The following is a 15,465-nucleotide window of genomic DNA, read 5'->3' as shown; positions in this document are numbered from 1 at the left end:
CGTGTCCTGACGGCCGTTGACAAAGCGGTTGCCCGGCTGCCGAGTCCGGTGGGGCGGGCGCGTCCCACGTCGACATCCTCGTCACCGACGGCGGACTTCTCCGACGCCGCGCGATGAAGTCGCACAGTGCCTTTATCCGGACCATAATGGATCGCGAGCTTCCAATGTCGGCACGCTCGCGCGTCAAGCCGAGCAGCCCATTCATCGCCAGAGCGGTCGGGGGAACTGTTTCGAATGTGATGCGAAAGGAATGCGCCATGGAACTCGAATCCCTCCCGGATGACGTCGTCGCGGCGATCGAAGTGCGGGATCGTTGGAGGCGTGCATCGTCCGGCGGTGGTCTGGAATTCCTTGTCACCGATATCGCGCGGTGGACACCCGGTTCGACCGTGCGGGTCGCGTTTCTCGACGGGGACGAACAACTGCACGCGGACATCGCGGGAGCTACGGCGCAGATCACCGACGCCTGCAACCTGAAACTCGACTTCGGCCACGACGAGGCGACCGGAACATTCCGGCGGTGGACCACGGCCGATACCGACTACGCCGCCGAGGTCCGGGTCAGCTTCGACATGCAAGGCTACTTCTCCCTGGTCGGCACCGACAGCACGGATCGCACCATCGGTGTGGGAGGCGGCCCGGTCGGAGGCAATCCCGGCCAGCGCAGCCTGAACCTCGGGCGCTACGCGGTGAACAGGCCAGCCCAGTGGGAGGGCACGGTGCGTCATGAGTTCCTGCACGCACTGGGATTCCACCACTCCCACCAGAACATGCGCGGCACCTGCGAGGTCGAATTCCGTTGGGATGACGAGGCCGGGTATTTTCCCACACAGGATGCGAACGGCACCTTCGTGGCGGACTCTCAGGGTCGGCGTCCCGGCATTTACACATACCTCGCGGGTGAGCCGAACCGATGGCCGCGCGCGAAGGTGGATCACAACCTTCGCACCGTGGAGGACCCGGATGTCGTCGCCGGGCCTTTCGACCCACGATCCGTGATGCTGTACCGGTTCCCGGCCTTCTTCTACAAGTCCGCCCCGAGCAGTTGCGCGCCGACCGGCGAGGGGCAGAACCTGTCCGACGGCGACAAGCGCGGGCTCAACCTGCTGTACCCGCACACCGCGGACGAGTTGGCGGACCTTCAGGCCCGGGCCGACGCGGCCCTGCAGTCGATCGGGGCCGGCACGGATGGGGTTCCCGGTCCGAACGGCGGCAACCTGGTCGAGGCGTACCGCAGCCGGGTGGAGGCGCTGGTCTCCGCACACGCCGCGGGCGCCGACTGAACAGACCCTGCGCAGGTGGAGCGGACCTCCCACCCGGTCCGCTCCCCCTTTTGCAGGCGTACTTCGACGCCGGGCGCCGGGCGCCGGCTCGATGCTCTCCCCGGTCCCTGGGGCACAGCACATCGAGGTCGACCTCGCCGATGCGCACCGCCCGCCCAGGAGACCGAACTCCGCCCACGAGGGCAGGCCGTCGACGTACCCGTTGGCTCTGAACCGCCGTCAATCGAGTGGGGACGGTCGGGGAGTCCGTCTCAGGCCCGTGAGGCCGCGCGTTCTTCGACGATCAGTCCCGCAGGTGCCGAAACCGATTCGATCCGGCCGTCGGAGCCGATGGTCACATCGAGTCGTTCTCCCTCGACGGTGAGCCCTCGGACGGTGAGTGCGCCGACGGGGAGTGGGCCTGTCGGCCGGAGGTAGAGGCGGCCCGCGGGTACGTCGGGCTCCAGTCCGGTCAGTGCGGTCATGAGGGCGATGGCTGATGCCGCCGACCAGGCTTGTGGCCGGCAGGAGGCCGGGTAGGGGACTGGTGCGGGGGTGTCCGCGCGGGCGTCGCCGCCCCACAGTTCCGGCAGTCGGTAGTCGAAGGCCGGTGCCGCGTCGAGGATGCCCTCGATGAGCCGGGCGGCGGCCTCGGGGTGTCCCGTGCGGGCGAGGCCGATGACGGCGATGGCGGTGTCGTGCGGCCAGACGGCGCCGCAGTGGTAGCGCAGTGGGCCGAAGCCGCCGGACTCGCACGACATGGTGCGCAGCCCGTAGCCGCCGGACATGTCGGGGGCGGCGAGCCGTTCGGCGACGGCGGCGATCTCCTCGGCGTTGAGGATTCCGGTGGCCAGGAGGTGGCCCATGTTGCTCGTGACGGAGTCGACGGGACGGCCCGACCCGTCGAGTGCCATGGCCGGGTAGGGGCCGTGCCGGTCGGATACCCAGAACCGGGCGCGGAACCGGTCGGCGAGGTCGGCCGCGAAGGTCCGCCAGCGTTCGCCGTCCGGCAGCCCGAAGGCGTCGAGGAGTGCCGCCCCGGCGAGGGCCGCCTCGTAGGCGTAGCCCTGTACTTCGGCGAGAGCGAGGGGAGCTTCGGCGAGCCGGCCGTCGGCGAACCGGGCGGCGTCCGCGGAGTCCTTCCAGCCCTGGTTGGCCAGTCCGGTGCCGGTGTGGTCGAGGTAGGAGAGGAACCCGTCCCCGGCCCGGGCGGCGGCGTCGATCCAGCCGAGAGCCGCCTGGAGCGCGGGCAGCAGCGGTTCGACGTCGTCGGCGGGCAGGCCCCAGCGCCAGGCGTCGTGGAGGAGGCAGACCCACAGGGGTGTCGCGTCGACCGTGCCGTAGTAGACCGGTGGCAGGCGAAGGCCCATGCCGTCGTCGAAGACCCCGCGCCGCACCTCGTGGAGGATCTTGCCCGGCTCTTCCTCCGCCGCCGGATCGGTGCGGGTGCCCTGCTGGGCGGCCAGGGTGCGCAGGGTACCCAGTGCGAGGTCGGTGCCCAGCGGCAGGAGCATCCGTGCGGCCCACAGGCTGTCCCGGCCGAAGAGCGTGAAGAACCAGGGGACGCCCGCGGCGAGGAAGGTGTCACCGGGCGATGCGGCCATGGCCATGCGCAGCGAGTGGAGGTCGTCCAGGCTCTGCGCGACGAGCGAGGGCAGTCGGCGGTCGTCGGCGGTGACGTCCGGTCGCTGCCAGGTGGGCCGGGGGTCGGCGGCCGTGACGACCGCGTCGGGTTCTGAGATCTCGACGGCCAGGTGAAGGTCGGCGCTCTCGCCGGGCTCGACCGTGAGAGTCCAGGTCAGCGTGGACCGCTCGGCGTCGGCCGTCGCGCCGGGGGCGCTGACGGCGACCTCGACGGCCTTGTCGCCCCAGCGCAACACGCCGTCGCTCGAGAGCAGTTCGCTCGTCGGCTTGGCTGGAGACCGGGGCGCCAGGCCGGCCTTGGTGTGATCCAGCGTCACGAGGTCCCCGGCGATTTCGACCCGGACGGCGAGATGCACGGGCGACGTCGCGGCGGAGCGGACGGTCAGCTGTTCGGTGAGCAGGCCGGGAGTGACGGTGCGCCGTCGGTCGACCCGGACGGTCGGGTCGGGAACGGCGTCGCCGAGCGCCTGGGCGAGGCCCACGAAACGGCTGCGACCGAGTCCGTCCGTCGCGTTCATGACCGCGACGACGGGCAGCCAGCCCTCTGCCGCCATCGCGCTCACGCCGGTGCCTGCGCCATCGCCTTCGCCGTCACCGCCGGCAGCGGGAGGCGCCTTCCCCGCGTGCCCGCCGGACGGTGCGCGGTCGGGTCGCAGCGTCACGCGCAGCAGGCTCACCGCGCGTACGTCGGCGTGGAAGAGCCCGTGCACGGCGGCGCCGGGAGCGGCTGCGTCGAGGTTGCCGTCCGGCCGGGACAGGACGACCGTCGGGGCGGCGAGGGTGACCGAGAGGTCGTGCAGGAGCGGCTGCCGCTCGGGTGAAGTCATGGAAGCTCCGTCCGGTGCCCTCGTGTCTCGTGGGCTGTTTGTGAGGGCGATTCGTGACTGCGCCGACTCTTGACAGTCCGGGCGCCGATCGCCACAGTAACCGATTGGAACGCTAAATTTAACGTTCAAATCCAACCGGGACGGCGACGCACCGCAGTGCCGGAACGGCGGATACGCTGCGGCGCAGTGAACTTTGTGGAGGTGGCTTCGCGATGGCGCGAGTAACACTCGAGAGCGTGGCGCGGCATGCCTCCGTGTCGACACAGACCGTGTCCAACGTCATCAACGCTCCGCATCGGGTGCGTCCGGCGACCCTCGCCCGCGTGCAGGCCGCCATCAAGGAACTTAACTACCGCCCGAACCAGGCTTCACGAACGCTGCGGACCCGGCGTTCTCGTCTGATCGGCGCACGCATCGAGCCGCCGCGCGACGGCGTCAACGGCGCCGTCCTCGCCCACTTCCTCCAGTCGCTGACCGCCCGTACCCAGGAGGCCGGCTACCGGATCGTGGTGTTCACGGCGACCGACGACGACCATGAGTGCTCCCTGTACGAACAGCTCCTCGACGATCACGATCTCGACGCCTTCGTCCTGCACGCCACTCACGCCGGCGACCGCCGGACGGCGTGGCTCACCGAGCGCCGGGTGCCGTTCGTGACGTTCGGCCGGCCCTGGGGGGCTGAACCACATGCCCCTGAGCGGCACGGCTGGGTCGACGTCGACGGCGCGCAGGGAACCCTTGCCGCGACCCGGCATCTCATCGAGACCGGCCACCGGCGGATCGCCTTCCTCGGCTGGCCGGACGGTTTAGAGGTAGGTGACGACCGGCGCAGCGGCTGGTCCGCGCTCCTCGCCGTGTCCGGGATCGACACCCCTGCCGGCTACGACGCGGGCGTCCCCGACGGGCTCGACACCGGCCGTGAAGCCGCCGCGGCGATGCTCGACCTGCCCACTCCGCCGACCGCGATCGTCTGCGCGAGCGACTCGCTGGCCCTCGGGGCCTGGACCGAGATCACCGCGCGTGGACTGCGCCCCGGGGTTGACGTGGCAGTGGTCGGCTTCGACGACTCCCCGACCGCGGGGGTCGTCGGTCTGAGCAGCGTGGCGCAGCCCTACGACGAGGCCGCCGCCGCCTGCCTGCGGATGCTCCAGGAACTGCTGGCGACTCCCGAACCGCCGGCCATCCCGCCCACCCCGATCCTGCTGCCGCCCCGGCTCGTCGTCCGCGCCAGCGGCTGAGCCGCTCCGCCGCACCCGAACCTTCCTCCCCTCTGCCGAGTGGCTCCGTAGCCCACACGGCCAACACCCGCGATCCCGCGCACAGCCCCAGTGCGGCGACGGGATGCGGTCCCCTCTACCACCGGCGCGTCAGGCCGGCCTGCGCAAGGAGATTTATCATGAGAAATCCGCGTACACGCTGGGCTGTTGGTGGCATCGCGCTGCTGTCGCTCAGCCTGTCGGCCTGCGGTGGCAGTGGGTTCGACGACACGGACAAGGCGGACAGCCAGGCGTCGTCCGGCCCCGCCTCGATCAAGGTCCTCATCGCCGCCAGCGGCGACGCCGAGAAGAACGCCGTCACGGACGCGGCCAACGCGTGGGGGACGAAGTCCGGCAACAAGGCGACCGTCACGCAGGCGCAGAACATCGACCAGCAGCTCGGTCAGGGCTTCGCCTCGAACAACCCGCCGGACGTCTTCTACGTCGACGCCGGCCGCTTCGCGACGTACGCGAGCGCGGGCAGTCTCGAACCGTACGGCGACAGCTTCGAAGGGAAGGACGACTTCTACCCCGCTCTGCGGCAGGCCTTCACCTACGACAGCAAGCTCTACTGCGTCCCCAAGGACTTCTCCACTCTCGGCCTGCAGATCAACACCACGGCGTGGGCCAAGGCCGGCCTGACCGACGCCGACATCCCCACCACCTGGCAGCAGTTGGCGTCCGTCGCGAGGAAGCTGACCACGGGCAAGCAGGTCGGTCTGGCACTCGGCGACACACGTGACCGGATCGGCGCCTTCATGGTCCAGGCAGGCGGATGGGTGACGAACAAGGACGCCACCAAGGTCACCGCGGACTCTCCCGAGAACCTCAAGGCCCTGAAGTTCGTCCGGTCGCTGCTCGCCGACGGCTCGACCAAGTACCCCAAGCAGCTCGACTCCGGCTGGTCGGGCGAGGCCTTCGGTAAGCAGAAGGCCGCCATGACGATCGAGGGCAACTGGATCGCCGGCGCCATGAAGAGCGACTACCCGGGCGTCAAGTACAAGACGGTCCCGTTGCCGGCCGGTCCCGCCGGCAACGGCACGCTCGCCTTCACCCAGTGCTGGGGCATCGCGGCCAAGAGCAAGCACAAGGCCGCGGCCATCGACTTCGTCAAGGCGATGACCGCGAAGGACGCCGAGCTGACCTTCGCCAAGGCGATCGGCGTGATGCCGTCGCGGCAGTCCGCCCAGGCCGAGTACGTCGTCCAGTTCCCGCAGGACAAGGCGTTCATCAACGGCGCCGCGTACGCCCAGGCCCCGGTGAACGTCGCCAAGATCGACCAGGTGCTCGCCGACTTCGACACCGGCCTTCAGTCCCTGCCCGACGGCGACCCGAAGCAGATCCTCGCGCGGCTTCAGAAGAACGCGCAGGCGGTCGTAGGCCAGTAACCCGGGATCACCCGGACCCCCGGACGCGAACAAAGCGAGAGTGAACCTGCGATGAGTGAACCGAATCCCGGGCCCGGACAGGGCCCGGGCAACGGCCCGGCACCGGCCCGGACGGCAGCCGCTGCCAAGGCCCGCGAAGGCCGAGGCCGCCCCGGCCGAGCTCCCCGGGGCGGTATCCGGGGCCGGGAAGGCCTCGCCGGCTGGCTTTTCGTCTCACCCGTCCTCGTCGTGCTCGGACTCTTCCTGGTCGTGCCGATCCTCATGGCGCTCTGGGTGAGCCTGTCCGACTGGAACGGCCAGGGCAGCCCGCTGTCCTCGGGCGTGCACTTCGTCGGCGGGCAGAACTACGCGCCGCTTCTCACCGAGCCCGGTCTGACGCAGAGCGACTTCATGATGAGCCTGCGCAACAACGGCTACTACGTCCTCTTCGTCGTCCCCCTGCAGACCGCGCTCGCCCTCGGCCTGGCGCTCCTGGTCAACGGCAGACGCCTCAAGGGCAAGGGATTCTTCCGCACCGCGTACTACTTCCCGTCGGTGACGAGCTCGGTCGCGATCTCGGTCGTCTTCCTGTTCATCTTCTCCTCCAGCGGCGTCGTCAACGCCCTGCTGGCGAAGATCGGAGTCGACGGGCCGGCCTGGTTCGCCGATCCACGCGGCGTAGTCCATCTCGCCCTGGGCGCCTTCGGTGTGAACAACGACGCGCCACCGTCCGCACTCGCCGACACCACCGTCGGCGGCCTGTCCCTGTGGGACTGGATCTCCGGCCCCAGCGTGGCCATGTGCGCGATCATCACCCTGGTCGTGTGGACCACGGCGGGCACGTTCATGCTCATGTTCCTCGCCGCGCTGCAGGACATCCCCCTCGAGGTCGAGGAGGCCGCCGAGATCGACGGCACCGGGCGCTGGCAGCGGTTCCGCCACGTCACGCTGCCCATGCTCAAGCCGACCCTCTTCCTCGTCCTGACCCTGGGACTCATCGGCACCTGGCAGGTCTTCGACCAGATCTACGTCATGACCAGGGGCGGACCGGGCAAGACGACGATGACCCCCGCGTTCCTGTCGTACCAGTCCTCGTTCATCAACAACGAGTGGGGACAGGGCAGCGCCATCGCCTTCATCCTCTTCGCGATCATCGTCGCGATGACGCTCCTCCAGCGGTTCGTCCTGCGCGACAAGGACGAGGCCCGCGCCAAGGCCGCCACACGGCGCGCGACGAAAGCGGCCCGCTCCGGGTCCGGCCCGACGACGGGGGCGGCCTGATGACCCGCACCGCCGCAACGGCCCACCCCGCACCACCCGCCTTCGACGCGACCGCGCCCGCCACCGCAGCCGTCCCGGCGACCACAGCCAGCGTCCACGGAGGCACGCGATGAGCACACAGCCCCAGCACGCCGACGCGGACGGCACGGACGCACTCCGTCGCACAGGCTCGCCCACCCGCACCCGCCGTGGCAGCGCCCTCGCCCGCGTGCTCGGCTACACCGCCCTCGTCGCCATCGCGCTCCTGTACATCTACCCCTTCCTCATCCAGCTCGCGACGAGCTTCAAGACCGACGCGGACGCGACCAGCCACCCCCTGTCGCTATGGCCGACCCACTTCACGACAGCGGCCTTCAGCCGGCTCGCCGAAGCGGACTATCCGCGCTGGTTCGCCAACTCCGTCGTCGTCTCGCTCTTCGTCACCGCAGGCCGGGTGTTCTTCGACTCCCTGGCCGGATACGCACTGGCCAGGCTGCGCTTCCGCGGCCGGGGCGCACTGTTCGCCGCCGTCATCGCGGTCATGGCCGTGCCCGGCGTCGTCCTGCTCATCCCGAAGTTCCTCGTCCTCAACCAACTGGGGATGTACGACTCCTACTCGGGCATGATCGTCCCGCTCCTCGCCGACGCCGCGGGGGTGTTCATCATGAAGCAGTTCTTCGAGTCGATCCCCGTCAGCGTCGAGGAAGCGGCCAGGATCGACGGCGCGAGCACCTTCCGGATCTTCTGGTCCATCGTGCTGCCCATGGCCCGGCCGGCCCTCATCACCCTGACCATCCTGTCGTTCCAGGGATCGTGGAACGAACTGCCGCACTTCATCGTGTCCCGGCAGAGCCCGGAACTGAACACCCTCACATCCGGGGTCGCCTCACTCGTCTCCGGCCAGCTCGGCCTCGGCAACCAGTACCCGATCAAGCTCGCGGCGACCCTGCTCATGACCATCCCCGTGGCACTGGTCTTCTTCGCCTTCCAGCGGCACTTCGTCCGGGGCGGCACGGCAGGCGCGACCAAGGGGTAGCCGGGCGCGAAACCCGAGTGATCAGCAGTCAGCACCCGCGTTCGCGCACTTCGACAGGACCGACCCTCATGAGCAACCCGACCCCCACGAACGACGTCACGAACGACGCCGCGAACGACCTCTGGTGGCGCTCCGCGGTCATCTACCAGGTGTACATACGCAGCTTCGCCGACGGCGACGGCGACGGAACCGGCGACATCGCCGGCCTCCGCTCCCGCCTGCGGTACCTGGCCCACCTCGGTGTCGACGCGATCTGGATCAATCCCTGGTACCCGTCCCCGCTGGCCGACGGCGGCTACGACGTCTCCGACTTCCGCGACATCCACCCCACGTACGGCACCCTCGACCAGGCCCGGAAGCTGATCGCCGAAGCCCACGAGCTGGGCCTTCGGGTGATCCTGGACATCGTCCCGAACCACACCTCCGACCAACACGCCTGGTTCCAGGAGGCGCTGGCGGCGGCGCCCGGCTCCCCGCAACGAGACCGGTTCGTCTTCCGCGAGGGGGGAGGGGAGGACGGCAGCGAACCGCCCAACGACTGGCGCGCGGCCTTCGGCGGCCCGACCTGGACCCGCACGCCGGACGGCCAGTGGTACCTCCACCTCTTCGCCCCCGAACAGCCCGACCTCAACTGGGACAACGGCGAGGTCCGGGCCGAGTTCGAGTCGATCCTGCGCTTCTGGTTCGACCTGGGCGTCGACGGCTTCCGCATCGACGTCGCCCACGGCATGGTCAAGGACCCGGCCTTCCCGGACCTCGGCCTGACAGAGTTCTCCGTCATCGCCGGCGTGGGCCAGGACAACCACCCGCACTGGGACCGCGACGGCGTCCACGACATCTTCCGCAGCTGGCGCGCCATCGCCGACAGCTACCCCGACCCCCGCGTCTTCGTCGCCGAGGCCCACGTCCGCCCAGGCCGCATGCCCGACTACCTCCGCCCCGACGAACTCCACACCGCCTTCAACTTCGACTTCCTCAAGTGCGCCTTCGAGGCGGACAAGCTCAGGGAGGTGATCGACCGCACGATCACCGACCTGGCGACGGTCGGCGCCCCGGCCACCTGGGTCCTCTCCAACCACGACGAAGCCCGCCACGTCACCCGCTACGGCCGCACCCGCACCGGCGTAACGACCCCGCTGCGCGACCAGGGCCATCCCACCGACCTCATCCTCGGCACCCGCCGAGCCCGCGCGGCGGCCCTGCTGATGCTGGCGCTGCCCGGAGGCGCGTACATCTACCAGGGCGAGGAACTCGGCCTGTACGAGGTCGAAGACCTCCCCGAATCGGCCCTCCAGGACCCCACCTGGGAACGCTCCGGACACACGGTCCGAGGCCGCGACGGCTGCCGCGTCCCCCTCCCCTGGACCGGTGACACCCCGCCCTTCGGCTTCGGCACGTTCGTGTCCGCCACACCCTGGCTCCCCCAGCCCGACGACTGGCAGTCCTACACCGCCGAAGCCAACCAGGCCGACCGCACCTCCATGCTCCAGCTCTACCGCTCCGCCCTGCGCCTGCGCCGCACCGACCCCGACCTGCGGGGCGAGGAGTTCCGCTGGCTGGACAGCCCGCCCGGCACGCTCCTCTTCGAACGCGGCAACGGCCTGCTGTGCGCGGTCAACCTCTCCGACCGGCCGATCCCACTCCCCGACGCCGGCAGCCCCCTCCTCACCTCAGGACCACTGAGCAAGGACGGGATGCTGCCGCCGGACACCACGGTCCTGCTGCGTCTGGACTGACTGTCGGACGGCGACGGGATCGCCCCAGCCGCCCTCCCCCTCGCGCCCAGTCGCGCCCCAATACGCCAGGGCCTGTCCGGTGTCATCCCCGCTGACCGGACGGGCCCTGGTCCATCCGCAGGAACCCCGGCTCGACGACCTCACCGTGCGTGAACGCGAGGTCCTCACCACCATGGCCACCGGCTGGACGAACCAGGAGATGGCCGAGCGCCTCCACCTGGTAGTCGGCCGTGCCCGAGCCCGCTAACGTGGCACGGACGAGAGGGGGCTGGCGATGCGTCTGCCCGTCGGGGAGCGTGTTTTCCTGGTGTTGGTGGTGTTCGCACCGGAGAGCGGGTTCCTGGCCGCCTGGTTCACGGCCATAGTCATGGAAGGCCCTATGGATCGGCGCCCCACGGTGTCACTGCTGTGGACAGTCGGGCTTTCGGTCTTCGCGTTCGTCGCCTGTCTGGTCTGGTACCTGACCGGCCGTTCGAACGAGAACGTCTCGGGGCCCGGGTCACTCGGTGAGGCGGAGAGCCCCTGGGCCGCCGAGGAGGGTGGCGGTGGCTGTGGCGCCGACAGCTGCGACAGCGGCGGTGGCGACTGACGACCCCCGCGCAGCCCGGTGCCGATGGACTCCTGCACAGGGCTTCGGTGAAGCTCGGCACGAACGTTTCGGCTGCCGTGTGGACGGCCGTGTTCGGGGCGGGAAAGTACGCGGCCATGCTCGCGACATTGATCAGCACCCCGCTGCCGGAGGTCCGCAGCGGCTCGATGAACGCCCGGCTGAGCGGCTCGATGGACGCCCGGCTGATGCCGACACGCCTGCGATGTCGACGGAGATCTCGTCCTTTGCCGCAACGCTGCGCTGGGCGAGGGCGCCGTGATCGAGGTCCATGGGCTGTCCGCGACTCGGCAGGACCAGGGGTTGTGCAAAACGTTTTGGGTCCTTAGCGTCCGGTTCGGACGGAAGGATCCTCATGACGCGCCGACTGATCGTGACGTCCTGCTCGGTGCTCGTGACGCCCGAGCAGGGCCCCTGCCGAGTGGAGACGGACCAGGACATCCTGGTCGAGGACGGAGTGATCGCCTGGCTGGGCCCGGCGGGTTCCGGGCCGGAGGCAGCCGGGCCGGAGGCAGCCGGGGCGGAGACCGTGGACGGTACGGGACTGGTCGCCGTACCCGGGCTGGTGAACGCCCACACCCATGGCCCGATGACGCTGATGCGCGGCGCCGCCGAGGACGTGAGCGTCGAGGCCTGGTTCAACGAGCGGGTGTGGCCCATGGAGGTCAACCTCACCCCCGCCGACATCGGCCTCGGCGCGGAGCTGGCCTGTGCGGAGATGCTGCTCAGCGGGGTGACCACGTTCGCCGACCACTACTTCCACGCCGAGCGGATCGCCGAGGCCGTCGTGCGTACCGGTATCCGGGCCGACATCGCGCCGACCTGCTTCAGCAGCCGGGGCCGCGCGGCCCTGGAGGAGAGCGCCGAGACCGCCGCCGCCCTGCATGGCACGGGCGACGGACGGGTCACGGCGTCATTGGGCCCGCACGCGCCCTACACCGTCGAGGACGCGGACCTGGTCCGGGTCGCGGAGCTGGCCCGGGAGACGGGCCTGCGCGTCCACATTCACGCCGCCGAGCACCTGGAGCAGACCGAGTCGAGCCTGGCGCGGCGCGGCATCACCCCCATCGGGGTGTTGGAGCGGACCGGAGTGCTGGACGCCGGGGCGCTGATCGCGCACGGGTGCGGCATCGTCCCGGACGACCTTCCGCTGCTGGCGGCGCACCGGGACCGTACGGGCGTGGCCTGCTGCCCGAAGGTGTATCTGAAGCACGCCCTGCATCCGCTCACTCCGGTACGGAGCCTGTTGGACGCCGGTGTCGCCGTCGGGGCCGGGACGGACGGCGCGGCCGGGCACAACACGCTGGACGTGTGGGAGGCGATGCGGCTGGTCGCGCTGACCCAGAAGCAGGCGGAGCGGGACGCCACCTGGATGACGGTCTCCGACACGGTCCGGCTGGCCACGCGCGGCGGGGCCAGGGCGCTCGGCCTCGGGGACCGGATCGGCGCGCTGGAGCCGGGCCGGGCCGGGGACATCGTGCTGGTCGACCTGGGCGGAGCGCACTGCCGGCCGGTGCACGACCCGGTGGCGGCCCTGGTCTACAGCGCGCGGGCGAGCGATGTGCGCACGGTCGTGGTGGACGGGCGGGTCGTGGTGCGCGACGGCCGGCTGCTGACGGTGGACCTGCCGGGGCTGCTGGCCGAGATCGAGGCGCGCGTGCCCGCGCTGCTTGACACCTCGCACGGCAGGGCGGTGCAGCACTATGACCCGTGAGCGGGACGAGGACGCGGGCCGCCGCCGGGGACGACGGCCCGCGTCGATCAAGGACGTGGCGGCCGCCGCCCGGGTCAGTCCGACCACGGTGTCGCACGTGCTGAGCGGCAACCGGCCGGTCGCGGAGGAGACCGCCGAGCGGGTCCGCTCGGTCGTCAGCCGGCTGGGCTACGTCCCGGCCTCCACGGCCCGCAACCTCCAGGCCGGTTCGACCAACGTCATAGGGCTGCTGGTGCCCGACATCACCAACCAGTTCTTCGCCGAACTCGCCAAGGGCGTCGACGACGCCGCCCATGACCTGGGCTACGGGGTCATCCTGTGCAACACCGAGTTCGATCCCGACCGCGAGGACCGCTATCTGGAGATGCTTCGCGGCCGGTTCATCGACGGCATGGTGTACGCCTCCGGCTCGCCGCCCTCCCGGGGCCGGCTGGCGTCGCTGCTGGGACGGTTTCCCATCGCCCTGGCCGACGAGGTCGTCCCCGGGCTGCTGGAGCAGACCATTCTGGTCACCGCAGACCACCGGGCGGGCGGCCGGCTGATCGGGCAGCACCTGCGGGAGCTGGGCCACCGCCGGGTGCTGGCGATCAGCGGGCCGGTGGACCTGGTCAGCAGCCTGGAGCGGATCTCCGGTTTCCGGGAGGCGTTCGGCGACGCGGGCGTCACGGAGGTCGAGGGCGCGTTCGTCGAACGGTCCGGCTACGACCTGGTCGCCGCGGCCCTGGACGGTGGCGGCCCACGTCGCTTCACCGCGGTGTTCGCCGCCAACGACCTGATGGCGCTCGGCGCGGTCGCCGCCCTGGAGGACGCGGGCCTGCGTGTCCCCGACGACGTCTCGGTGGCGGGCTTCGACGACATCATGCTCGCCTCCCGGGTCCACCCCCGTCTCACGACCGTCAACCAACCCGCCTACGACGTCGGCCGTACGGCCGGCGCCCAACTCCTGAGCTACGTCCACCGGGACGAGGTGCCCCCCGCCTCCCGGCACATCCTGCCGGTCCGGCTGAAGGTCCGCGCCAGTACGGCGCCCGTGCGCCCGGCCCGCTGACGGGGCACCGCCGCCCCACCACCCACCACCCCTCCACTTCACACCGCACACCTCACACCTCACACCTCACACCTCACACCTCACACCTCACACCTCACACCTCATATGAAGGGTCGTGCAGCGATGCCCCATGTCCTCGTCGTGGGTGAGTCCTGGTTCACCCACTCCGTCCACCAGAAGGGGTTCGACTCCTTCTTCACCTCCGAGTACGTCGAGGGCGCCCAGGTCTTCCTCGACGCACTGCGCGACCGCGGTCACACGGTGACGTACGTCCCGGCGCACGAGATAGCGAGCGGAGTGCCCGCCACCGCCGAGGGCCTGGAGCCGTACGACGTCGTCGTGATCAGCGACGTCGGGGCCAACAGCTTCCAGCTCACCCCGCAGACCTTCGCCCACTCGGTCCCCACGCCGGACCGCACGGAACTGCTTCGGGGGTACGTCGAGCGCGGCGGCGGGTTGCTGATGGTGGGCGGCTACCTCACCTTCACCGGCATCGACGCCAAGGCCCGCTGGGGCCGCACTCCGCTGGCCGCCGCGCTGCCGGTCGCTCTGCACGACCGGGACGACCGGGTGGAGCTGCCCGCCGGGGCCGCACCACGGGTCCTCGCCCGGCACCCGGTGGTCGACGGGCTGGACGCGACCTGGCCGGATCTGCTCGGCCTCAACGAGGTGGCGGTACGGGACGGCGCGGACCTGCTCGTCGAGTGCGCGGGCCATCCGCTGCTGGCCGTGGGCGGCTACGGCGCGGGCAGGTCGGCGGCCTTCACGTCCGACCTGGCGCCGCACTGGGCCCCGCCCGCCTTTCTGGACTGGGAGGGCTACCCCGAGCTGTGGGACCGGCTGGTCCGCTGGCTGGCCGGCACCCCGACGCAGGAGGAGGCCTGATGGTCACCGCCCACATCTCGGCCGCCCCCGGCGACTTCGCGCCGGACGTGCTGATGCCCGGCGACCCGCGCCGAGCACGCCGTATCGCAGAAACGATCCTTCAGGACGCCCGGCTGGTCACCGACGTGCGCGGCATCGAGGGATACACCGGAACGTACCGAGGGGCGCCCCTGTCCGTGCTGGCCTCCGGTATGGGAATGCCGTCCGTCACGATCTACGCGACCGAGCTCTTCCGCTTCTACGGCGTGCGCCGCATCGTGCGGGTGGGCACCGCGGGTGGCATCCCCGCCTCGGTGGAGCTGCGGGACGTCGTCGTGGCCACCGCCGCCCACACCGACTCGGCCATGGGCAGCCGTCGTATCGACGGAGTGCACCTCAGTCACGCCGCTTCCTTCGACCTGGCCGCGGCAGCCGCACAGGCCGCCGAGGCCGAGGGCGGAGCCGGACCGCGCGCACACGTCGGGCCGGTGTTCACCACCGACCACTTCTACCTGGAGCGTCCGGCGCTGTTCGAGCGGCTGGAAACGCACGGGACCCTGGCCGTCGAGATGGAGGCCGCGGGCCTGTACGCGACCGCCGCCGCCGAGGGCGGCCACGCGCTCGCCGTCCTGACCGTCAGCGACCACGTGCGCCACGCGGAGGCGCTCACCCCGGCCGAGCGGGAGACGGACTTCGACAGGGCCGTCACCATCGCGGCCACCGCACTGCTCCCGGAAACAGTCTCCTAACGCGAGAGAACACAAAGACCCATAGCCAAAACGTTTTGCATTGCATAGCTTTCGGCCATTGACCAAGAACGACCCCCGCAAAGAACCCCGTAGAG

Annotated in this window: 13 protein-coding genes; 12 read left to right on the top strand and 1 reads right to left on the bottom strand. The window is 70.5% G+C overall.

The genetic code is table 11. The features are described from left to right. Positions 1-146 precede the first annotated feature (146 nt). Positions 147-1,283, top strand: coding sequence for a hypothetical protein (locus ACIPFH_RS03280; protein WP_401822564.1), 1,137 nt, complete (start codon positions 147-149; stop codon positions 1,281-1,283). 251 nt (positions 1,284-1,534) lie between these two features. On the opposite strand, the gene ACIPFH_RS03275 is transcribed toward ACIPFH_RS03280, so the two are convergent. Next, entirely contained in the window at positions 1,535-3,733 is a 2,199-nt protein-coding gene (locus tag ACIPFH_RS03275; protein ID WP_401822562.1) for a glycogen debranching N-terminal domain-containing protein, read from the bottom strand. 212 nt (positions 3,734-3,945) lie between these two features. Between ACIPFH_RS03275 and ACIPFH_RS03270 the strand changes: the two genes are divergently transcribed. The 11 genes from ACIPFH_RS03270 (at position 3,946) to deoD (ending at position 15,370) form a co-directional block, all read left to right on the top strand. Continuing rightward, the gene (locus ACIPFH_RS03270; protein ID WP_401822559.1) at positions 3,946-4,971 is read left to right on the top strand and encodes a LacI family DNA-binding transcriptional regulator; all 1,026 of its coding nucleotides are present in this window, start codon (positions 3,946-3,948) and stop codon (positions 4,969-4,971) included. A 158-nt stretch (positions 4,972-5,129) separates the two neighbouring features. Then, the gene (locus ACIPFH_RS03265) at positions 5,130-6,377 is read left to right on the top strand and encodes an extracellular solute-binding protein (protein ID WP_401822556.1); all 1,248 of its coding nucleotides are present in this window, start codon (positions 5,130-5,132) and stop codon (positions 6,375-6,377) included. 51 nt (positions 6,378-6,428) lie between these two features. After that, positions 6,429-7,637 carry a carbohydrate ABC transporter permease gene (locus ACIPFH_RS03260; protein ID WP_401822554.1) on the top strand — a complete coding sequence of 403 codons (1,209 nt, stop codon included), beginning with the start codon at positions 6,429-6,431 and terminating at the stop codon, positions 7,635-7,637. A gap of 109 nt (positions 7,638-7,746) precedes the next feature. Beyond that, entirely contained in the window at positions 7,747-8,652 is a 906-nt protein-coding gene (locus ACIPFH_RS03255) for a carbohydrate ABC transporter permease (protein ID WP_401822552.1), read from the top strand. Positions 8,653-8,720: 68 nt separating this feature from the next. Continuing rightward, positions 8,721-10,388: a glycoside hydrolase family 13 protein gene (locus tag ACIPFH_RS03250; RefSeq protein ID WP_401822550.1), complete on the top strand. Its 1,668-nt coding sequence runs from the start codon at positions 8,721-8,723 to the stop codon at positions 10,386-10,388. A gap of 79 nt (positions 10,389-10,467) precedes the next feature. Next, positions 10,468-10,635, top strand: coding sequence for a LuxR C-terminal-related transcriptional regulator (locus ACIPFH_RS03245; RefSeq protein ID WP_401822548.1), 168 nt, complete (start codon positions 10,468-10,470; stop codon positions 10,633-10,635). A 27-nt stretch (positions 10,636-10,662) separates the two neighbouring features. Beyond that, the gene (locus tag ACIPFH_RS03240; RefSeq protein WP_401822545.1) at positions 10,663-10,977 is read left to right on the top strand and encodes a hypothetical protein; all 315 of its coding nucleotides are present in this window, start codon (positions 10,663-10,665) and stop codon (positions 10,975-10,977) included. 373 nt (positions 10,978-11,350) lie between these two features. Then, entirely contained in the window at positions 11,351-12,709 is a 1,359-nt protein-coding gene (locus tag ACIPFH_RS03235; protein ID WP_401822543.1) for an amidohydrolase, read from the top strand. Then, positions 12,699-13,757, top strand: coding sequence for a LacI family DNA-binding transcriptional regulator (locus tag ACIPFH_RS03230; protein WP_401822540.1), 1,059 nt, complete (start codon positions 12,699-12,701; stop codon positions 13,755-13,757). The genes ACIPFH_RS03235 and ACIPFH_RS03230 overlap by 11 nt, the downstream gene beginning before the upstream one ends. Positions 13,758-13,880: 123 nt before the next feature. Then, positions 13,881-14,642, top strand: coding sequence for a glutamine amidotransferase (locus ACIPFH_RS03225; protein ID WP_401822537.1), 762 nt, complete (start codon positions 13,881-13,883; stop codon positions 14,640-14,642). Beyond that, on the top strand, positions 14,642-15,370 hold the full coding sequence (gene deoD / locus ACIPFH_RS03220) for a purine-nucleoside phosphorylase (RefSeq protein WP_401822535.1): 729 nt from the start codon (positions 14,642-14,644) through the stop codon (positions 15,368-15,370). Before ACIPFH_RS03225 ends, deoD begins: the two co-directional genes overlap by 1 nt. The last annotated feature ends 95 nt before the right edge of the window (positions 15,371-15,465 follow it).

The organism is Streptomyces sp. NPDC088157, assembly GCF_044741545.1.
In the GTDB taxonomy this organism is placed as follows: Bacteria; Actinomycetota; Actinomycetes; order Streptomycetales; family Streptomycetaceae; genus Streptomyces.
The sequence above is the reverse complement of the archived record's forward strand: the minus strand, read 5'-3'. Positions and strand labels throughout refer to the sequence as shown.